Below are 19,384 nucleotides of genomic sequence, written 5' to 3'. Positions count from 1 at the left end.
CTGAGGCGGACGGCGGTTCGGGACCTGGGGCCGATCCGCGGGTACCGGTCCGCTCCTAGCGTGGAGTCATGACCCCGCCACCTTCTGGCCCCGTCTGCGCCGGTGCCTCGCAGTACGCGTCGTACCCGACGTTCACCTCGTACGTCCGGGCGCGCGGCCCCGTGCTCCTGCGGACCGCACGCTCCCTCACCGCCAACCCCTCGGATGCCGAGGACCTCCTCCAGACCGCGCTCGCCAAGACCTACATGGCCTGGGAGCGCATCGAGGACCACCGCGCCCTGGACGGCTACGTCCGCCGCGCCCTGGTGAACACCCGCACGTCGCAGTGGCGCAAGCGCAAGGTCGACGAGTACGTCTGCGAGGAGCTGCCGGAGCCGTCGGGCCTCCCGGACGCGGACCCGGCGGAGCACCAGGTGCTGCACGACGCGATGTGGCGGGCGGTCCTGAAGCTTCCGGAGCGGCAGCGCCAGATGGTGGTGCTGCGGTACTACGAGGACCTCAGCGAGGCCCAGACGGCCGAAGTGCTCGGGGTGTCGGTCGGAACCGTCAAGAGCGCCGTGTCCCGGGCGCTCGGAAAGCTCCGCGAGGACCCGGAGCTGACCCCCGTGCGGTAGGCGCGCGGAACCGTCGGGGCCCGTGGTGGGCTTCCGCCAGTAATCACTGGCAATTTACGTACTCCCGGGTAGTGACATACCGCGCGGTACGTGCGCAGAATCTCCCCACCCCTTCTGCCACGTAGCGCCCATCGGGAGGACGCCCCGTGTACAGCACCATGCAGGACGTACAACTCACCGTGAGCCGCATCCTCAAGCACGGGATGACGATCCACGGAAGGTCCACCATCACCACCTGGACGGGCGAGCCCGAGCCGCAGCGCCGCACGTTCGCGGAAGCCGGAGCACGCGCGCACCAGCTGGCCAACGCCCTGCGCGACGAACTCGGCGTCACCGGCGACCAGCGGGTCGCCACCCTGATGTGGAACAACGCCGAGCACGTCGAGGCGTACTTCGCGATCCCCTCCATGGGCGCGGTGCTCCACACCCTGAACCTCCGTCTGCCCCCCGAGCAGCTGGTGTGGATCGTCAACCACGCCGCCGACCGGGTCGTGATCGTCAACGGCTCCCTGCTCCCGCTCCTCGCCCCGCTGCTGCCGCACCTGCCGACCGTCGAGCACGTCGTCGTCGCCGGCCCCGGCGACCGTTCCGCACTGGACGGAACGGCCCCGCGCGTGCACGACTACGAGGAGCTGATCGCCGGCCGCCCGACCAGCTACGACTGGCCCGAGCTCGACGAGCGCACCGCCGCCGCCATGTGCTACACCTCCGGCACCACCGGTGACCCCAAGGGCGTCGTCTACTCCCACCGGTCGATCTACCTGCACTCCATGCAGGTGAACATGGCGGAATCGATGGGCCTCACCGACAGGGACACGACCCTGGTCGTCGTGCCGCAGTTCCACGTGAACGCCTGGGGCCTGCCGCACGCCACCTTCATGACCGGCATCAACATGCTCATGCCGGACCGTTTCCTCCAGCCGGCCCCGCTGGCCGAGATGATCGAGCGCGAGAAGCCGACCCATGCGGCTGCCGTCCCCACGATCTGGCAGGGCCTGCTCGCGGAGGTCACCGCCCACCCCCGCGACCTCTCCTCGATGACCCAGGTCACCATCGGCGGCGCCGCCTGTCCGCCCTCCCTGATGGAGGCCTACGACAAGCTCGGCGTCCGCCTCTGCCACGCCTGGGGCATGACCGAGACCTCCCCGCTGGGCACGATGGCCCATCCGCCGGCCGGACTGGGCGCCGAGGAGGAGTGGCCGTACCGGATCACCCAGGGCCGCTTCCCCGCCGGCGTCGAGGCCCGGCTGGTCGGCCCCGGCGGCGAACACCTCCCGTGGGACGGCGAGTCGGCCGGCGAGCTGGAGGTGCGCGGCACCTGGATCGCGGGCGCCTACTTCGGCGGCATCGACGCCGAGGAGATCCGTCCCGCCGACAAGTTCAGCGAGGACGGTTGGCTCAAGACCGGTGACGTCGGGGTGATCAGCCCGGACGGCTTCCTCACCCTCACCGACCGCGCCAAGGACGTCATCAAGTCCGGCGGCGAGTGGATCTCCAGCGTGGAGCTGGAGAACGCGCTCATGGCGCACCCCGAGGTCGCCGAGGCCGCGGTCGTCGCGGTGCCGGACGAGAAGTGGGGAGAGCGTCCGCTCGCGACCGTCGTCCTCAAGGAGGGCGCGCTGACGGACTACGAGACGCTGAAGGCCTTCCTCGCCGACGAGGGCGGCATCGCGAAGTGGCAGCTGCCGGAGCGGTGGGCGGTCGTGCCGGCGGTGCCGAAGACGAGCGTCGGCAAGTTCGACAAGAAGGTCATCCGCAAGCAGTACGCGCAGGGCGAGCTGGACGTGACCCGGTTGTAGCTCCCCCTCCGACACCCACGGGCCCCACGGGGCCGGGGCGTGTTTCGAGGGTTCCTCCGGGTGGCCGGAGAAGCCTTCGGAACACGCCCCGGTCGGTTCTGGTCGGGTGGTGCCGATCAGGTAGATCAGGTCAACCAGGTCAACCAGGTCAACCAGGCCGATCAGTCGGCGCCGATCAGTTGGTGCCGATCTTCGCGAGCAGGTCGACGATCCGGGCCTGGACCTCGGTGCTGTTCGACCGCTCGGCGAGGAAGAGGACCGTCTCGCCGGAGGCGAGCTTCGGCAGTTCCTCCTCGACCAGGTCGCCCGAGGTGTAGACGACGAGCGGGGTGCGGTTCAACTGCCCGTTCGCACGCAGCCAGTCGATGATTCCGGCCCGACGGCGACGCACCTGCATCAGGTCCATCACCACCAGGTTCGGCCGGCTCTGGGTGGCCAGCGCGACCGCTTCGGTGTCCGTGGCGGCCCGCGACACCTGCATCCCGCGCCGCTCCAGGGCCGCCGCCATCGCTTCCGCGATGGCCCCGTGCTCCTCGATCAGCAGGACGCGGGACGGGTGCTGCTCGCTGTCCCGGGGCGCGAGCGCCTTGAGGAGCACGGCCGGGTCGGCGCCGTACGCCGCTTCCCGGGTCGCCTGCCCGAGCCCGGCCGCCAACAACACCGGAACCTCGGCGGCGACGGCCGCCTGACGCAGCGACTGGAGGGCGGTACGGGTGATGGGACCGGTCAGCGGGTCGACGAAGAGGGCGGCCGGGAAGGCGGCGATCTGCGCGTCGACCTCCTCGCGGGAGTGCACGATCACCGGCCGGTAGCCGCGGTCGCTGAGCGCCTGCTGGGTGGAGACGTCGGGCGCGGGCCAGACGAGCAGCCGGCGCGGGTTGTCGAGGGGCTCCGGGGGCAGCTCGTCGTCGACGGGCCGCGGTGCGGGCCGATTGGCGACCTCGACCGCGCCGCCCGGGCCGTCGAGCGGCTCGGGCCCTTCCGCGGAACCCTCGGCGGGTGCCCCTATCGCGTACGCCCGGCCCTCCGGCGCGGCTTCGGGCTGGGCGAGGGCCGCGGCGGAGACCGGCGCCGAAGGCTCCGGGTGCGGCCCGGCCGCGACCGGTTCGGGGAGCGCGGCCGGAACCGGCGGGTCGATCTCGGGCGGCGTGGCGAGCCTGCGCCGCCGCCCCGAGCCGTTGGAGGGCGCGCCGGACGCACCCTCGGCTGCGGGCATCGCGAGCCCGGTCGGGGGCACCGCGGGCCCGGTCGGGGGAACGAGGGGAACGCCCTGCCCGAGGCTCCGGACGCTGAAGGCGCGACCCTCGGTCGAGTCCGTCGGCATCGGCATCGGCATCGGCATGGCGGGCGGCAGCGGCACGGAACCGGTGCCCGTCCCGGAACCGGTGCTGTCCTGCGGCGTCGACTCCGTCGGCCGCTGCGGTGCGGGCTCCGGCGGCGGAACCGCCACGGCCCGGCGGCGACCGGTCGGTTCCACGGCCACCGCGCCCCGGGCGGGGACCTGCGGCTCCACGTGCGGATGGGGCTGCGGCGGGGTGTGGTCGGCGCCCGGGACGCCCCGCACGGCCTCGTGGCGCCCCTCGTCGGAGACCGGCAGCGGCCCGTCCTGCGCGGCGGGCGGGTTCGTCCCGGTGGCGCGCTCGGCATCGGCGGGCGGCAGCGCGAACGGGGTTCGGGGCCCGGCCTCGGCGGCGGCCGCCCGCTCCTGTGCGGCGGCCAGCGCCCGCCGCCGGCGCCCGCTCGGCTGTGCGGGGGCGTCCTCGGGAGTCGCGGAGGCCACGGAGGGCAGCGCACGGGCCGGCGCGTGGGGGGCCGGCGCATGGGTTCCGGCCGGATCGACGGCGACGCCCTGCGGGGGCACGGCCGCACCGAGCGCGGCACGTCCCTGTGCGCCCTCGGCGGCGGTCACGACGGACCCCTCGGCGGGCCGGCCCCGACGACGCCCGGTGGGCTCTGCGGGTACGGCGGAGAGCGCCGGGGCGGAGGGGACCGGGGCGGAGGGGGTCGGCACGGAGGGGGCCACCGCCCCGTTCTGCTGGGCGGGGATCAACTCGGCGGGAGCGGTCACCTCGGCCGCATGGGCCCGGCGGCGCCCGCTGGGCTCGACGGGGGGCGCCTCCGCCCCGGTCGCGACGGCGCTCTCCAGGAAGGCGTCCGTGGAACTGCGCCGGGCCCGGCGTCGTCCTCCGCCGGCCGCCTCGGCGACCGCAGCCGATGCCCCGCCGTCGGAGGACCCGTCAGGACCGGGGCCGGGAACCGGGGCCGGAGCGGAGGCCTGCGCGGGCAGCGCGAGCGCCTCGCGGCCCCCCTTCGGAGCCGTGTCCTCGGGTGCGGGCGGGGGAACCGTGCCCCGACCCGAACCGAGCGGCACTTCGAGCACGTACGCGCTGCCGTTCGTCCCCGGCACCTCGTGGGTCTGCACGACACCGCCGTGCGCCGCCACGATCCCGCGCACCACGGGCCCGTGGACCGGGTCTCCGCCCGCGTGCGGCCCGCGGACCTCGATCCGCACGACGTCACCCCGCTGCGCCGCCGCGACGACGATCGTGGAGTCGCTCGGGGCCCGGTCGGCCTTGTTCTTGCCGGTCGCGTCGACCCCCGCCACGTCCGCGACCAGGTGCGCGAGCGCGGTCGTCAGCCGGGCCGCGTCCACCTCGGCCTCGATGGGCGGGGTGTGCACGGCGAACTGGACGCGGCCCGGGCCGATCAGCTCCACGGCCGCGTCGATGCCGCCGGTGACGATCCGGTCGAGCAGCACCACGTCCTTGTCGAGCTCCTCCACGCCGGCGTCGAGCCGCTGGAAGCCGAGGACGTTGTCGACGAGCGCCGTCATCCGCGCGTACCCGGCGGCCAGGTGGTGCAGGACCTGGTTGGCCTCGGGCCACAGCTGTCCGGCGTCGTCGGCGGCGAGGGTGCCCAGCTCGGTCCGCAGCTCCTCCAGCGGCCCGCGCAAGGACTCCGCGAGCACGGCGGTCAGCTGCTCGTGGCGAGCGGCCAAGGAGGCGTACTTCTCGGCCTGCTGCTCGCGTTCCGCCGCATGTCGCTCGGCCAGGTCCGCGAGTTCGGCGGCGTGCTTCTCGACCAGTTCCTCGTACGGCCTGCGGTCGGTGAAGGTCATCACCGCGCCGACGAGCTGGTCACCGTCCCGCACCGGAGCGGTCGTCAGGTCGACCGGGACCCGGTCGCCCTTCTTCGCCCACAGCACCTGCCCGCGCACCCGGTGCTTGCGGCCGGACTTGAGGGTGTCGGCGAGCGGGGACTCCTCGTACGGGAAGGGGTCGCCGTCGGAGCGCTTGGCGAGGATCAGCGGGTGCAGCTCCTGGCCGCCGAGTTCGCCGGCGCGATAGCCGAGGATCTGTGCGGCGGCGGGGTTCACGAGGACGACCCGGCCGTCCGTGTCGGTGCCGACGACGCCCTCCGCCGCGGCGCGCAGGATCATCTCGGTCTGGCGCTGCGAGCGGGCGAGTTCGGCCTCGGTGTCGAGGGTGCCCGTGAGGTCCCGCACGACGAGCATGAGCAGCTCGTCACCGGTGTAACCGCCGTAGGAGTCGTAGGCCTCGCGGCCGTCCTCCAGGCTGGCGCTGGTCACCTCGACGGGGAACTCGCTGCCGTCCGTGCGGCGGGCGATCATCCGGTTCGGCTTGGTGCGGCCCCGCTCGTCGGCGCCCTCCGGGCGGCGCATGGAGCCCGGGATGAGGCGCGAGTCGAAGGCGGGCAGCAGATCGAGCAGCCCGCGCCCGACCAGTGCGGTCCCCGGCGTCTCGAACATGCCGAGGGCGATGGTGTTGGCGTTGACGACCGTGCCGTTGCAATTGACGAGCACCAGGCCGTCGGGGAGGGCGTCGAGTATGGCTGCGAGGCGAGCAGCGCCTCGGGATGGCCTGCTGCTCACGACGACGCTTCCTCCCTGACGCACTGCACGTGCTGGTTCATCGGCCGGCCCCATCTTGCCCCGCGGGCCGCGGCCTGTCACTGAGGGGAGTCTAAGGGAGCTTCCGTGCGTCACCCCCGGACGAGGGGAAGGAGAGGCTCCAGATTTTCCCAACGGTTGATCTCGCAGCCGTTCGCCCGGGAGAAACGGGCGTCGACCTTGCGGCCCTGCCAGGTGCCGGTGACGTGGGCGACGACGGGGCCCCCGTACGCCTGGGAGCAGATCTGGTCCCGCGGCACCGGCAGGAAGGGATTCGCCCGCTCCTTCGCGAGCTGGCCCAGGCGCTTGCAGGCGTCCGCGGCAGCAGGGTGGCTCCCCTCGGCGCGGTCCCCGCAGGTCACCTCGAAGGTGCCGTCGGCCTGCGGATTGCCGCTCTTGTCGACGACCACGGTCAACGCGTCGGGTGTTGCGAACAGGTTCAGCGGCGGAAGCGGCCCGAGGCCGCCGGTCCCGACGGCGGTGGTGGCGAGGGCGGCGAGGACGAGACTGCGCAGCATGCGGATCTCCAGGAGCACGGGGATGACGGCGGGCGCGGGTGCACCGCGCCCGCCCCCTCTAACGCTCCGGGCGCCGTGGCGTTGCGCAAGCGGGGCGCGCCCCGGCCCGGGGGGCGGACTCCGGGACGGCACGGCCGGCGCCCGGGGCTTTGCCCTGGACCCCGAAAAACTAGTACGGTGAGAATCGATTGGTGACAGCCGGTTCGCCTGTGTCATCATCTGCACGCACCACTCGCATAGGCGCGCGGTGCGAGGAGGCGTCGCCTAGTCCGGTCTATGGCGCCGCACTGCTAATGCGGTTTGGGTCTTAAAGCCCATCGAGGGTTCAAATCCCTCCGCCTCCGCCCCTACCGAAGCCCCGGCCCCACGGCCGGGGCTTCGGCCGTTCCCGGACCGCGAACCCTCCCGGGGCGCCGTCCGCGAGTCGTCGCCGAGCAAGGTGTGACCCCGGTCTCTTTCCCGCGTTTTTCGCCCTGAGAGACCGTCCCGTCCCGCCCCGCCCACCTCTCCCGCCTCCCCCTCCCGGTCGATGTTTTCGCAGGTCACAATGGGTGGAGGGAATGGATTTCACATGACGGCGGCAGTCATGTAATGTTCTTCCTGTCGCCGCGAGCGGGCCGAAAGGCCGGGGAGCGAAGGCAAAAACTAAAAACAAGCACTCGTAGCTTAACGGATAGAGCATCTGACTACGGATCAGAAGGTTGCAGGTTCGAATCCTGCCGAGTGCACACAGGTAAGAGGCCCGGACGAGAGTCCGGGCCTCTTGCGTTGTGGGGTGGACGACCGCCGTGGACACGGAGTTCGGCCCGGGCGCACGGCAAGGGCTGGGCACGCCGTGTTCAGCGCGTGCCGATGCGGCGGGCCTCGGCCACCAGGCTCCGGGGCAGACCCGGTCCCGCGCACGCGTAGTCGATCAGTAGGTTCCGGTACGAGGCGTTCACGAGTTCCGGTGCCAGGCCGATCAGTGCCCGCAGATCGTCGGACGATCCGGACAGGCGTGCGCGATAGGCGGCACCCGCCGCGCGCAGGGAGGTCTCGTGGGGTTCGTGCTGCAGCCCCCGTTCGACGAGGGCCACCGCCGCGGCGAAGTCGCCCTGCAGGGCTCGTACGTCGGCGAGGTCCAGGTAGAGGGACCAGTTGGTGGCGTCCAGTGCCAGGGCCTGTTCGAAGGCCGCCGCCGCCCGGTCCAGGTCGTTCATCGCCCGCCACGTGCTCGCTCGCGCGACCGCGGTCCACATGACCCGATCGACGGCATCGGCGCGGTCGCAGAGGGCGAGAGCCAGTTCGTACCGGCCGCAGGCCCGGGGAAGTCGGGCCATGGCGGCCAGTGATTCCGGCACGGGACTGCGTTCGGAGACCACGTCGAGGGCGTGGAACCAAGGAGCGAACCGCTCCCGCATCTCTTCGGTGTCCAGGTCGTGGCCGTAGTCCAAGGTCCGCAGGCACGCCTCGGCCAGTGCCTCGGCGCTCACCACGTCGAGCAGTCGGGCATCGCCGAACCACGGGGCCGCTCCCCACGCCACGTCGGGTCGCGCCCCCGTGACCGAGCCGAGGGCCATCACCGCGTCGTCCACGTCCCCGTCGAGGAACAGGAAGTACGCCTGCGCCAGCACCGAGCTCAAGGAGCCGTCCCCTTCGAGGCCCTCCTTCAACTCCGGGCCCCGTGACTGCCACAACTCGGCGAGGGCCGCATAGGGCTCCGGGGCGGCAGGTGCGGAGGCTATGGCCCCCACCAGGAACCGTACGGCGCGGACCGGGCTACCGCCGCAGTGCGCCATCACGCCGGCGAGTGCGACTCCCGCGGTCACTGACTGATTCTCCATCACTGGAGAGTAGCCATGGCCAAAGGCCAGGGCGCCCTCTGCCCACACGGTGGTGCAGCCGAGGTGCGGATCCGGGGTGGCGGGCCCGCCCCCACATCGGGGCCGGTGCCCTTTCCGCGGCGTCCCGCTTCCACGTCTCGGTCGAGTGGCCATGGGCCGAGATCGATCCGCAGTCCCAGATCCGGTGGAACGGTCGGAGGGCCTTCGGGACGTCACCCGACTCCCCGGAACGGGCCATGAGCCTGTTCAAGACCGATCCCGAACCGTGGCACCTGCGCGTCGGTGACGGCTGTCTGGTGGGCGTGCCCGAGACGCTGGTGCGGATCGGCGACATCGGCCGCTACGACCCTCCGCAGGACGTGGGCTGGCTTCCCCGCCCTCACACGATGCTGGTCGTGGTGCCCGCCGACCACCCCGATGAGGCTCTTTCCGAGGACGACGGAGACACCATCGACCTTGGATCGGCGGCACCCCTGACGTTCGAGCGGGTGTCTCGGGGCTGACCCGGACGAGCCCCTCGCGTGCCCGGCCAGGCAGAGTGCCACGGGGAACCGTGCTGCGGAACCACCCGGAGAAGTGAAGGACCCCTGAGCGATCCAGCCGGTCACGGCTCGTTCCACCCGGCGGTGGATGGGGGACGTGCCCCCGCGGAGGCGCACGCCACCACGGTTTTCGAGATCGGCGGTTTCCAAGCCGAGGTCCGGCCCCTCTCCTCCCCGTGGTTGACACCCCCCTTCGCGGTCGGCGTCCTCTTCCCTCGTGGTCGACGCCGAGCTCCCCGAGCCCGCGGCTTCAGCCGGGCGTCCGTTGAGCCGTGGCTCCCCCGCCGTTCAAGGCGTTACCGATCTCCAGAAGACGGTCCTGGGGGAGAGCGAAGGCGTTGCGGGGGTTGCGGTGGGAGTGTCCTCCGTCGTTGATCCAGACACCGTCCACCCGGCTCCAGCGGGCAGGAGCCCAGGGGCCCTGGTTCTCGAGGAGCATGCTCGCCACTTCGGCGGGCTCTTCGATCACGGTGAGGGCGGCGAGTGCGGCGGTGAGGGCGATGCCCGCGTCCTCGGGAAGCAGGGCGTCGCCGAGCGCGGGGAAGAGCAGCAAGAGACGGGCGTGGACGTCGTCGACGCCCTCCGCTGCCGGTTGCCGGGCGGCGGACAGCAGTTCCGGCCAGGCCATTCCGGGCCCCATGAAGTGACCGTCGTCCACGGCGACGGTCTCCGCCGCCGTCCATGCCGGGTGGTGCATCAGATAGTCCACCCCGCGTTCTCCGTCGAGGTTGCGGTAGACGACGTGGATGGTGTGCCCGGAGCGCAGGGGCACGCTGAACACCGGCCATTCGTGTTCAGCGGACAGCGCACGGTACAAGTCCGTGGCCGCGTCCCAGTCGGCGCCGAACGCGGCTCGTTGTGCGTCCTCGCCGCGCAGGGAGGTGCCGAGGTGCACCGGCCAGAACAACGGGTCGTCCAGGTGGGGAGAGCCCTGAACCAGAGGGCCGCCTTCGTATCCGGGGATCTTCAGCACGTCAGGATGATGGCATGGGCGACGGGCACCGATCCCGCCAGACCTACCGAGCGGTGGGCCGCGGGCTGGTATCCGGTCGGGTGTGCGCGGACGGGAGGCCCGGACACGTGTCCGGGCCCCTCGTGCCGTGGGGGTGTGTGGCGCGGGGGAGCGGTGCGAGGGCGCTGATCGCCGTCGGCCGCTGGCACCGGCCGGTCCCGGAAGCCCGGGGCGCGTCGGGGCGGGCGGGCCGGGGGGTCAGGCCGTTTGGAGGCGGTGTCCGCCGGTGAGGACGGCCCGTTCGGCCGGGGTCGCCGAGCGTTGCCACTGCGGGGCGAGGGCGGCGTACGTGGTGACGTCGTGCCAGCGGCCTCCGGTGCGGAACAGCTCGCGCAGCGTTGCCTCGGGGTGGAGGCCGGCGGCGAGCATGACGTCCCGCATGCGGGTGTGGTCGGCCCGGTGGCCGGCCCAGATGCGGTGTAGGCCGAGCGGGCCGAAGCCGTAGGCCATCAGCAGGCGCCCGGCTTCGTGGCCGTGACCGCGGACGGGGGCGTCGGGCAGCAGGACGAGTCCCGTGAGCATGGCATTGCTGCCGTACTCCTCGACCAGCAGCCCCATGGTGCCGACCATGGTGTCGTCGCCCGGTGCGCAGATGGCGAGGGTGTGCCTGCGGCGCGGGTGGGTGTAGGGCTGGGCGAGGCACTGGGCGAAGGCGTCCTGTGCCTGGCGGGCGTCCATGCGGTCGATGCCGAGGTAGCGGGTCAGGACGGGGTGGGTGTGGATGCGCTCGAAGGGGGCGAGGTCGGTGGCCCGCAGTTCGCGCAACCAGAGGTGGTCGCCGTGCAGTTCGGGGAGGTGCGTCATGACGCGGCTCCGAGGAGGACGGTGCGGTCGGCGCTGATGAGGGCTTCCAGGTCCGTGTAGTAGCGCCCGGAGGGAACGGAAGCCCCCAGGAGGATGCGCCGGGCGGTGTCGGTGACCAGGGCCGCGCCGAGCATGATGCCGCTCGCCAGTTGTGGCCAGCTCGTGAGGGTGCGGCCGATCCGGCCGATGGCGTCGGTCATGGCCGGGCTGAGCCGGTCCGCGTCCACGATCTGCAGCAGCAGGTCGAGCGATGCGGCGGCATCGAGCGCGCGGACGTCCCGGGAGGTGGTCGTGCCGGTCCGGCCGTGGAAGAGGGGCCGGTCGGGCTCTTCGTCGAAGCGTTCCACGTCCAGCAGGCCCCGGTCGTTGGCGTCCATCAGGACCGGGATGCGGTGCGCGCGGGCGTGCTCGCGGGCGGCGAACTTGGCCCATGGGGTGTCGCATTCCTCGACCAGCAGGTCGAGCCCCGAGCCGGGACCGGTGCCGAAGAACTCCTCGATGCTCTGCTCCGTGATCCCTTCGCGGTGGATCTCGATGTCGAGGTACGGGTCGATCTCGTACATCTGACGTGCGCAGAGGACCGTCTTCTCCACGCCCAGGTCGTGGACGCCGGCGCGCAGCCGGTTCAGGTTGGACAGGCCCAAGCGGTCGAAGTCCGCCAGGCGGAACGATCCTCCTACGCCTTCCATGGCGCAGGTGAGCGCAGCGCTGTTGCCCACGGACAGACCGAGCACGCCGATGCGGCGGCCGAGCAGGCCCTGCTGCTGTGCACGGGTGATCTTGTCCCGGTTGCGGTCGGTGCGGACCAGGCGGAACTCTTCGACCGGCAGCAGGTGCACCAGCCGTCCCGACCAGGGGTACCAGACCCAGGTGCCGTAGTGCCGGCGCGGGGTCCCGGCGTGCACGTCGGCGACGGCGGCTTCGAGGGCCCGGGCGTCCAGCGGCTCTCCGGGCCGCAGACAGCGCACCAACTCCTCCAGCTGCTCGTCCATGCGGTCGTGGACTTCTCGCACGGCGCCCGAATCCAGCAGCGCGGTCAGGGTCGCTTCTCCCCCGGGTGCCGTGAGGTCGATGAGAAGGGGGTGCGGGGCGTCCTCCCCGGTGGACACCGGGGAGGGAATCGACGGGGAAGCCGACGGGGAAGGGAAGCGGGAGCCGTCCTCGGGAGGGGTCTCTGAATGGGTCACGGAACGGGAAGCTAGCAGTCAGACGATCTTGGAAAGCCCTTGTCACACCGGAGCGCACGCTCGAATTGATGCGCGACCTTTTCGCTCCTTTCACTACCCCTGTGCGTGCGCGCGCCCCCTTGGAGCACTCCTGTCGTCGGAGACCGTGCGGATCCCCGACGGCGTGTCCGGCCATCGGTCATCCGTCACCGGTCACCGGTCATCCGCCACCCGTCGTCCGCCCCCCGTCACCGGGCCCGATGCCTCGGGCCCCGGGGCGCCCCCCCCGAACGCGCCCCGGAGTCCCCCGCGCGCCGTCAGGCCGTGGTCTTCGGGCGGGAGGACTGCGGCCGGCCCTCGGGGGCCTGCTGGGGCAGGACCCGGCGACGGCGGGTGGGGACACCGAGCGTCGGGTTGGCCACGCCCCAGGCCGCGCCCTTGCAGACGAGCTCCTTGTAACCGGCGGCGAGCCGTCCCGTCAGAGCCGCCCGGACGGAGCGGTCATCGGCGGTGACGTACTGGATGAGGCCTTCTCGGCGGCCCAGCGAGATGCACTGGTTGAAGTAGCGCAGCGTCGTCTTCGGCACCTTGGCCCCGGTCAGGCGGGCCGCAATGGCATCGGCCGCCTGCCAGGCCATGGGGGTGCCCGAGGCGCACGACATCCGCAGCGGCTTGTCGTGGGCGCCCATGGCCAGGGCCGCGTCCCCGACGGCGTACACGTCCGGATGGGAGACCGAGCGCATGGTCCCGTCGACGACGATCTGACCGGTGTCGGTGACGTCCAGGGTGCTGGCCCCGGCGATCGGGTGCACCGCGAAGCCGGTGGTCCACACGGTGGCCGCGGCCGGTACGGATCCGCCGTCGGCGGTGGTGACCCGGTCGGCCTCCACACCGGTGACGGCGGTGTGCTCGTGCGCGGTGATGCCGAGGCCGTCGAAGACCTTCCGCACGTGCTGCCGGCCCTTGGGCGAGAGCCAGTCGCCGAGGCCGCCGCGAGCGGCGAGGGCGACGTCGAGGTCGGGGCGGGCCTCGGCGATCTCGGTTGCGGCCTCCAGGCCGGTGAGGCCCCCGCCGACCACGACCACGGACTGCCCGGGCGTCAGGACGGCCAGGCGCTCGCGCAGCCGGAGTGCTCCGGGGCGGCTGGAGATCTCGTGCGCGTGCTCGGCGGTGCCGGGAACGCCCCGGGGGTTCCAACCGCTGCCGAGGGCGTACACCAGGGTGTCGTACGCCAGCTCCTCGGCACCGTCCCCGGCCGTGACGGTGACGGTCCGGCGGTCGGCGTCGACACCGGTCACCACGGCGGTCCTCAGCGTGACGCCGGTGCCCGCGAACATCTCGGCGAGGGGACGGCGCACGAGCTCCTGCCCGGTGGCCACCTGGTGCAGCCGGACCCGCTCGACGAAGTCGGGCTCGGCATTGACGAGGGTGATGGCGACCTCCTCGCGGTGGAGCCGCTTCGCGAGGCGTCCGGCGACGGTGGCTCCGGCATAGCCGGCCCCGAGGACGATGATGCGGTGCTGCTGCATGTGCCTGCTCCTGTCTCGCGCGGTTTCGCCCCTTGAACCGGGCGGCCCGTCGATTCCTGACAGGTGTGCGGCGTGAGCTGGATCACATGGCGGACGGGGGCTTAGAAGGCGGCCTCCACGAGGGGGTTTCCGTGTGCGGAGGCCGACCAGTGTCGGGTGGCGCGCTCCAGCTTGTCCGGGTTGACCTGGCTGCGGCAGGCGCTGATCCCCTCGGACGTGACCTCCAGGCACATGACGCCGATGACCCGGCCGTCGAGCACCGCCACGACGGCGGGGACACCGTTGGCGGTCGTGGCGTGGATCTCGGGCGATCCGCCGGCCAGGGCGCGCTTGGCTTTGCTCGGCTTGAACAGGCCGCGCAGGAAGGTCGCGACCGCGAGGGCTCCCTCGAACGCCCTGGTGCGCGCCGGGATCTTCCCGCCGCCGTCGCCGACCGCGACGGCGTCACCCGTCAGCAGTCGCACCAGAGGCTCGGTGCGGCCGCTGGTGGCGGCCGCGAGGAACTCCTCGACGATCTGCCGGGCGGCGGCCTCGTCGACTTCGGTGCGCGTCTTGCCGTCGGCGAGGTGCTTCTTGGCGCGGTGGTGGATCTGCTGGCTTGCTGCTTCGCTGATGTCCAGGATCTCGGCGATCTCCCGGTGCGGGTAGGCGAAGGCCTCCCGGAGGACGTACACCGCGCGTTCGTTGGGGGAGAGGCGCTCCATGACGGTGAGGACCGCGTACGAGACCGATTCGCGCTGCTCGGCGGTGTCGGCGGGGCCGAGCATCGGGTCGCCGGCGAGGAGCGGTTCGGGGAGCCACTGGCCCACATAGGTTTCGCGCCGGGCACGGGCCGAAGTGAGCTGGTTGAGGCACAGGTTGGTGAGCACCTTGGTCAGCCATGCCTCGGGGACCTCGATGCGGTCGACGTCGGTCCCCTGCCAGCGCAGGAAGGTGTCCTGCACGGCGTCCTCGGCCTCGCTCGCGGAACCGAGGAGTCGGTAGGCGATCGCTTCCAGACGGGGTCGGGAGGCTTCGAACCGATCCACGTCCTGCACGGTCAGCGGCATGGTCCGGATCCTAGTCCGGGTGGGTGCGCAGTGGCAGGGCGCCGGGGGCGTGCCGTTTCCGCAGGGGCCGTGTCATGGCGGGGGCTTCGGTGCGGGCGTTAGGGTCGGATGATCGTTCGTCCGCATCGAACAGGGGGGTTTGGGGCATGGCACTCTTCGGGAACGCACACACGGTCGATCCGGCGCAGGCGCAGCAGGACTACGCACGGCTGCTCGGCCAGGGGGAGCAGGTGCACGCCGCGTACCTGCTGATCCGGGACACGATCTTCTTCACCGATCGGCGGCTCGTGCTCGTCGACAAGCAGGGCATCACCGGGAAGAAGGTCGAGTACCACTCGATCCCGTACCGGAGCATCACGCACTTCGCCGTCGAGACGGCCGGCACCTTCGACCTGGACGCCGAGCTGAAGATCTGGATCTCGGGCAGTGCCACCCCGATCCAGAAGACCTTCACCAAGGGGGTCGACATCTACGAAGTCCAGGCGATCCTCACCCAGTTCGTCGCCAAGTAGCCGGGAGCGGCTCCGAGCCGCCCGGACGGCGGGAGCGGAGGGGAGGGCCCTCGGGACATGCCCGGGGTTCTCCCCTTTTGGGTGAACTCATCTGATGTGCATGTCATTTGAATATGCCTTCGACCTAGCTTGCGTGGCGGAGGTGATGGTCGATGGACGCGATCGACATCGATGACCTGGTGCACGTCGCCACCGGATCCCGGCTGCGCAGGCTGACCGCGCCGGACGGTGCCCATTGGTTCCCGTTGGTGGACGTGGCCAGACGGCTGGGGTACGCGGGGAGCCGGGAGGCGCTGCGGACCGTGACGCTGCCCGCGGAGTGCCTGGCCTCCGCACGGGAACTCTCCGTCGGATTCCGCGGCCGGCGCGGAATCCGGGGGTCGACCCGGATGGTCAGTCTGGAAGGGCTGGTCCAGATCGTCGGAGCGTGCCGGAGACCCGAGGCCGGGCCGTTCCGGGCATGGACGGCGGGCGTCGTGGCGGCGGTCCAGCGCTACGGGGGGTACGGACTCGAACCCTCGCCGGTGTCGAACGGGTACGTACTGCCACCGGAACTGGTCGACGCCCTCGTACGCCTTGAAGGGCGGTTCGACGAACGGGCCGCCGCGCAGGCCGGGCACACCGGGTACGCGGAGTTGCTCCGGGAGACCCGGCAGAGCCTCTCCAGGGTCGTCGACTCCCTGGAGAGGCTCGCCGTACCCCGCCAACGCACCGGCGTCGCCGTCCCCCTCACTCCGCAGGAGCTCGTCGATTCCTGGGCCATCACCGGGGACGTCCGGACGGTCGCTTGCTTCCTCGCCCCCGCCCTGGTCAGGGGCGGGGCGTGCTACCGGGCCCAGGAGGTCGCCCTCCGCACCGGCCTCCCTCCCGAGCGCGTCCGGGACTGCCTGCGGATGCTCCTCGAACGCGGCTGCATACGCGAGGTGGGAGCCCCCGCCGCGGACGGCTCCCGGGTCTACGTCCTGCCGTGACCACCCGGCCCACCGAGCTCCGGTGGCCGCCCGCGGGCAGGATCCGGGGCTGCCGACTCCGGTCGCGCGTCGAGGGGCCGTGCACTCCCTCGGGACGCCCGGGCGTGAGGGCCCCGCAGGGCTTCCGGGCCGAAGCGGACGTGCCGGAGACTGGAGGTCGAAGCGGGTTGAGGGAGCGTGCGGGCCGTGGAGTGGTGGTGCCGGGGGATCGGCTGGGGAGGAGGGGCGCCCGAGCTGCGGTGGCGGGGCGGGAGGGCCAGTCCGTTGGCGTACGGCCAGCAGCTCGCCTTCCGGGCCGTCGGGGTCCGGAGGTGTCCCGGGGCCCGGGGGAATCCCTGCCCGCTGGAGGCCGCCGTGCCGGGGCGGGCCACCGGAGGCCGCTGTCCGGAGTGCGCACGGCTTGACCGGGCCCACTCCGTCGCAGCCGACACCCTCGTCGACGACCCGCAGCCCTACCGCGTCTACCTGGCCTGGTTCGGGCCCGGCCTGACCAAGGTGGGGATCACCGCAGAAGCCCGCGGCGCGACCCGGCTGCTGGAGCAGGGGGCGGTCGCGTTCAGCTGGCTCGGTCGGGGTCCGCTGATGGCCGCCCGGCGCACCGAGGAGATCCTGCGGCAGGCCCTCGGGGTGCCCGACCGGGTGCCCTACGACCGGAAGCGGGGCGCCCGGCACGCCCTGCCGCCGACTGCGGACCGGGCCCGGGAGGTCGAGGAGCTGTACCGACGGGCCCGGTCGGTCGACGGCTGGGCCGAGACCTTGGAAGCGCTGGAGTGCGCGGTCCGGGACCACGCCGGAGCGTTCCACCTCGACGGGCTGCCACCGCTCGACGGCGTGGTCGCCGAACTCGTCGGCGACGGCGTCGTCACCGGACGGCTGCTCGCCGCCGCCGGTCCCGATCTGCACCTCCTCGCCCCCGACGGACGCTGTCTCGTCCTTGACGCCCGACTCATGGGCGGATGGATCCTCGAAGCCGCCGCTGGGGAACGGGTGCTCTCGGTGCCGCTGAGGCCGTGGGGAGGAGCGGTCGCCGGCGCCCAGGAGGGCCTCTTCTGAAGGCCCGGGGCGCGCTTCGTAGAGTCGTCACCGCCGTGTGCTCCTGGGGTCCGGAGGTTTCCGGACCCCGGCACCTCCACCCCGCGCAGCCGGAGTTCCGGGCGCGGGCGGAAGCGCGGGTACGGCGGTTGCGGCATCCCCATCGGCAGGGTCGAGCGGAGTGACGGTTGTGAGCACGAGTGACGGCGAAAGGCCCGCGGCGGGCGACCCACGGCTCCCCCGGGACGGCGTGCGGTCCACCGACGGGGGAGGAAAGCCCGATGGAGACGGTGCCGGACTGATGCGGCGGCTCGGGCTTCCCGGGCTCGTCGACGTGCACACCCACTTCATGCCGCAGAACGTCCTCGACAAGGTCTGGGCCTACTTCGACGCCGTAGGCCCTCTGACTGGCACGGAGTGGCCCATCACCTACCGCGAGGAGGAGGACCGTCGGCTCGCCCTGCTGCGCGGGTTCGGGGTGGTCGCCTTCACCGCGATGCTCTACCCGCACAAGCCCGGCATGGCCGCCTGGCTGAACTCCTGGGCGGCCGATTTCGCCGCCCGGACCCCCGACTGCCTGCACACGGCGACCTTCTTCCCCGAGGAGGGGGTCGACGCCTATGTCCACCAGGCGCTTGAGGCCGGCGCCCGGGTCTTCAAGGTGCACCTCCAGGTCGGCGGCTTCGACCCGTCCGACAGCATGCTCGACGCGGTCTGGGGCACCCTCGCCGACCGCCGTACGCCGGTCGTCATCCACTGTGGTTCCGGACCGGCCCCGGGGAACTTCACCGGGCCGGTGCCGACCGGGCGGTTGCTTGCCCGGCACCCCCGGTTGCGGCTGATCGTCGCCCACATGGGGATGCCCGAGTACGGAGACTTCTTCGACCTGGCCGAGCGGTACGAGGGCGTCCGTCTCGACACCACCATGGCCTTCACCGACTTCAGCGAGCGGCTCGCGCCCTTCCCGCAGGAGGAGCGCAAGCGGCTCCTGGCCCTCGGCGACCGGATCCTCCTCGGCTCCGACTTCCCGAACATCCCGTATCCGTACGCCCACCAGCTCCACGCCCTCGAACGCCTCGGCCTCGGCGAGGACTGGCTCCGGAAGGTGTTCTACGAGAACGGTGCCGCGATGTTTCACGTGAAACCGTGATCTTCTGGAGCCGTGAAACCGTGATCTTCTGGAGCCGTGGAGCCGTGGAGCCGTGGAGCCGTGGAGCCGAAGACGGGACCGGGCGGTCTCGGCCGCGCCTTCGCACCTCCGTGAGGCCCCCGCGCCTTTCTCAGGGAATTCACAGGAAAGGGCAAGGGGCCTCTCAGCAGTGGCCGAGAACGTGGGCGTCATGACCGTCACCACACGCCGCACCGGCACCCACGCCGACATGCTCCGCGCCGACGGAACCGCCGTCCGGGTCCTCGTCGTCGACGACGAGGCCTCGCTCGCCGAGCTCTTGTCCATGGCCCTGCGCTACGAGGGCTGGCAGGTCCGCAGCGCCGGGGACGGGGCCTCCGCCCTGCGCTCCGCGCGCGAGTTCCGGCCCGACGCCGTCATCCTTGACGTCATGCTCCCGGACGTCGACGGGCTGAGCCTGCTCGGCTCGATCCGCCGCGAGCTGCCCGATGTGCCCGTGCTGTTCCTGACGGCGAGGGACGCCGTCGAGGACCGGATCGCCGGGCTCACCGCCGGTGGCGACGACTACGTCACCAAGCCCTTCAGCCTGGAGGAGGTCGTGGCCCGGCTGCGGGGCCTCATCCGCAGGTCCGGGGCCGCGCAGACGCGCAGTGAGTCGCTGCTGGCCGTCGGGGACCTCACCCTCGACGAGGACAGCCACGAGGTCACCCGGGGCGGCGACTCCATCCACCTCACCGCGACCGAGTTCGAGCTGCTGCGCTACCTCATGCGCAACCCGCGACGGGTGCTCAGCAAGGCGCAGATCCTCGACCGGGTCTGGTCGTACGACTTCGGGGGCCAGGCCAATGTCGTCGAGCTCTACATCTCCTATCTGCGCCGCAAGATCGACGCCGGTCGCTCGCCGATGATCCACACCCGGCGCGGGGCGGGCTACCTCATCAAGCCGGGGGAGTAGCGTCCGTGCTCGGAGGCGC

General features: G+C 72.2%; 16 protein-coding genes and 2 tRNA genes. 10 read left to right on the top strand and 8 right to left on the bottom strand.

Going from position 1 to position 19,384, the window contains the following annotated elements; translation table 11 throughout:
* Positions 1-68: 68 nt before the first annotated feature.
* The gene (locus ACFW22_RS08545) at positions 69-614 is read left to right on the top strand and encodes a SigE family RNA polymerase sigma factor (RefSeq protein WP_386400629.1); all 546 of its coding nucleotides are present in this window, start codon (positions 69-71) and stop codon (positions 612-614) included.
* Between the two features lie 146 nt (positions 615-760).
* The gene (locus ACFW22_RS08540; protein ID WP_386400627.1) at positions 761-2,413 is read left to right on the top strand and encodes a long-chain fatty acid--CoA ligase; all 1,653 of its coding nucleotides are present in this window, start codon (positions 761-763) and stop codon (positions 2,411-2,413) included.
* 175 nt (positions 2,414-2,588) lie between these two features.
* Here ACFW22_RS08540 and ACFW22_RS08535 read toward each other — a convergent pair whose 3' ends face one another.
* Complete coding sequence (locus ACFW22_RS08535; protein WP_386400625.1) at positions 2,589-6,305, bottom strand: PAS domain-containing protein; 3,717 nt, start codon at positions 6,303-6,305, stop codon at positions 2,589-2,591.
* Positions 6,306-6,415: 110 nt separating this feature from the next.
* Positions 6,416-6,841, bottom strand: a complete 426-nt coding sequence (locus ACFW22_RS08530) for an SSI family serine proteinase inhibitor (RefSeq protein ID WP_386400622.1) — start codon at positions 6,839-6,841, stop codon at positions 6,416-6,418.
* Between the two features lie 253 nt (positions 6,842-7,094).
* Here ACFW22_RS08530 and ACFW22_RS08525 point away from each other — a divergent pair.
* Together ACFW22_RS08525 and ACFW22_RS08520 are read left to right on the top strand one after the other, a co-directional pair.
* Positions 7,095-7,185: transfer RNA gene (locus ACFW22_RS08525), tRNA-Ser, on the top strand.
* A gap of 311 nt (positions 7,186-7,496) precedes the next feature.
* Positions 7,497-7,569 (top strand) — tRNA-Arg (locus ACFW22_RS08520).
* A 111-nt stretch (positions 7,570-7,680) separates the two neighbouring features.
* On the opposite strand, the gene ACFW22_RS08515 is transcribed toward ACFW22_RS08520, so the two are convergent.
* Positions 7,681-8,664 (bottom strand): tetratricopeptide repeat protein, encoded by a 984-nt coding sequence (locus ACFW22_RS08515; protein ID WP_386400620.1) that lies wholly within the window; start codon positions 8,662-8,664, stop codon positions 7,681-7,683.
* Between the two features lie 236 nt (positions 8,665-8,900).
* Here ACFW22_RS08515 and ACFW22_RS08510 point away from each other — a divergent pair, with 236 nt between their 5' ends.
* Positions 8,901-9,167 (top strand): hypothetical protein, encoded by a 267-nt coding sequence (locus ACFW22_RS08510; RefSeq protein WP_386400618.1) that lies wholly within the window; start codon positions 8,901-8,903, stop codon positions 9,165-9,167.
* Between the two features lie 289 nt (positions 9,168-9,456).
* Here ACFW22_RS08510 and ACFW22_RS08505 read toward each other — a convergent pair whose 3' ends face one another.
* The 5 genes from ACFW22_RS08505 to ACFW22_RS08485 all read right to left on the bottom strand — a co-directional run bounded on the left by ACFW22_RS08505 (position 9,457) and on the right by ACFW22_RS08485 (position 14,766).
* Positions 9,457-10,179 (bottom strand): hypothetical protein, encoded by a 723-nt coding sequence (locus ACFW22_RS08505; protein WP_386400616.1) that lies wholly within the window; start codon positions 10,177-10,179, stop codon positions 9,457-9,459.
* Between the two features lie 237 nt (positions 10,180-10,416).
* The gene (locus tag ACFW22_RS08500) at positions 10,417-11,022 is read right to left on the bottom strand and encodes a GNAT family N-acetyltransferase (RefSeq protein WP_386400614.1); all 606 of its coding nucleotides are present in this window, start codon (positions 11,020-11,022) and stop codon (positions 10,417-10,419) included.
* Positions 11,019-12,209 carry a ThiF family adenylyltransferase gene (locus ACFW22_RS08495; RefSeq protein WP_386400611.1) on the bottom strand — a complete coding sequence of 397 codons (1,191 nt, stop codon included), beginning with the start codon at positions 12,207-12,209 and terminating at the stop codon, positions 11,019-11,021. Before ACFW22_RS08495 ends, ACFW22_RS08500 begins: the two co-directional genes overlap by 4 nt.
* A 296-nt stretch (positions 12,210-12,505) precedes the next feature.
* A complete protein-coding gene (locus tag ACFW22_RS08490; RefSeq protein ID WP_386400609.1) occupies positions 12,506-13,717 on the bottom strand; it encodes an NAD(P)/FAD-dependent oxidoreductase in 1,212 nt (403 codons plus the stop codon).
* A 101-nt stretch (positions 13,718-13,818) separates the two neighbouring features.
* Positions 13,819-14,766: an RNA polymerase sigma-70 factor gene (locus ACFW22_RS08485; protein WP_386400607.1), complete on the bottom strand. Its 948-nt coding sequence runs from the start codon at positions 14,764-14,766 to the stop codon at positions 13,819-13,821.
* Between the two features lie 146 nt (positions 14,767-14,912).
* Here ACFW22_RS08485 and ACFW22_RS08480 point away from each other — a divergent pair, with 146 nt between their 5' ends.
* From ACFW22_RS08480 to ACFW22_RS08460, 5 genes are all read left to right on the top strand, one after another.
* A complete protein-coding gene (locus ACFW22_RS08480) occupies positions 14,913-15,278 on the top strand; it encodes a PH domain-containing protein (protein ID WP_384879204.1) in 366 nt (121 codons plus the stop codon).
* 152 nt (positions 15,279-15,430) lie between these two features.
* Complete coding sequence (locus ACFW22_RS08475; protein ID WP_386400604.1) at positions 15,431-16,249, top strand: BRO family protein; 819 nt, start codon at positions 15,431-15,433, stop codon at positions 16,247-16,249.
* Positions 16,250-16,435: 186 nt separating this feature from the next.
* Positions 16,436-17,302: a DUF2797 domain-containing protein gene (locus tag ACFW22_RS08470; protein WP_386400602.1), complete on the top strand. Its 867-nt coding sequence runs from the start codon at positions 16,436-16,438 to the stop codon at positions 17,300-17,302.
* A 280-nt stretch (positions 17,303-17,582) separates the two neighbouring features.
* A complete protein-coding gene (locus tag ACFW22_RS08465; RefSeq protein WP_386400857.1) occupies positions 17,583-18,431 on the top strand; it encodes an amidohydrolase family protein in 849 nt (282 codons plus the stop codon).
* Positions 18,432-18,621: 190 nt separating this feature from the next.
* On the top strand, positions 18,622-19,365 hold the full coding sequence (locus ACFW22_RS08460) for a response regulator transcription factor (RefSeq protein ID WP_386400600.1): 744 nt from the start codon (positions 18,622-18,624) through the stop codon (positions 19,363-19,365).
* Positions 19,366-19,384 lie beyond the last annotated feature (19 nt).

The organism is Streptomyces sp. NPDC058872 (genome assembly GCF_042743065.1).
Taxonomy (GTDB): Bacteria; Actinomycetota; Actinomycetes; order Streptomycetales; family Streptomycetaceae; genus Streptomyces.
The sequence above is the reverse complement of the archived record's forward strand: the minus strand, read 5'-3'. Positions and strand labels throughout refer to the sequence as shown.

Bases quoted from the DNA above. Each gene is read 5' to 3' on its own strand.
- ACFW22_RS08545 (WP_386400629.1), top strand. From the start codon at position 69: ATGACCCCGCCACCTTCTGGCCCCGTCTGCGCCGGTGCCTCGCAGTAC.
- ACFW22_RS08530 (WP_386400622.1), bottom strand. From the start codon at position 6,841: ATGCTGCGCAGTCTCGTCCTCGCCGCCCTCGCCACCACCGCCGTCGGG.
- ACFW22_RS08515 (WP_386400620.1), bottom strand. From the start codon at position 8,664: ATGGAGAATCAGTCAGTGACCGCGGGAGTCGCACTCGCCGGCGTGATG.
- ACFW22_RS08510 (WP_386400618.1), top strand. From the start codon at position 8,901: ATGAGCCTGTTCAAGACCGATCCCGAACCGTGGCACCTGCGCGTCGGT.
- ACFW22_RS08500 (WP_386400614.1), bottom strand. From the start codon at position 11,022: ATGACGCACCTCCCCGAACTGCACGGCGACCACCTCTGGTTGCGCGAA.
- ACFW22_RS08490 (WP_386400609.1), bottom strand. From the start codon at position 13,717: ATGCAGCAGCACCGCATCATCGTCCTCGGGGCCGGCTATGCCGGAGCC.
- ACFW22_RS08485 (WP_386400607.1), bottom strand. From the start codon at position 14,766: ATGCCGCTGACCGTGCAGGACGTGGATCGGTTCGAAGCCTCCCGACCC.
- ACFW22_RS08480 (WP_384879204.1), top strand. From the start codon at position 14,913: ATGGCACTCTTCGGGAACGCACACACGGTCGATCCGGCGCAGGCGCAG.
- ACFW22_RS08475 (WP_386400604.1), top strand. From the start codon at position 15,431: ATGGACGCGATCGACATCGATGACCTGGTGCACGTCGCCACCGGATCC.
- ACFW22_RS08465 (WP_386400857.1), top strand. From the start codon at position 17,583: ATGCGGCGGCTCGGGCTTCCCGGGCTCGTCGACGTGCACACCCACTTC.
- ACFW22_RS08460 (WP_386400600.1), top strand. From the start codon at position 18,622: ATGACCGTCACCACACGCCGCACCGGCACCCACGCCGACATGCTCCGC.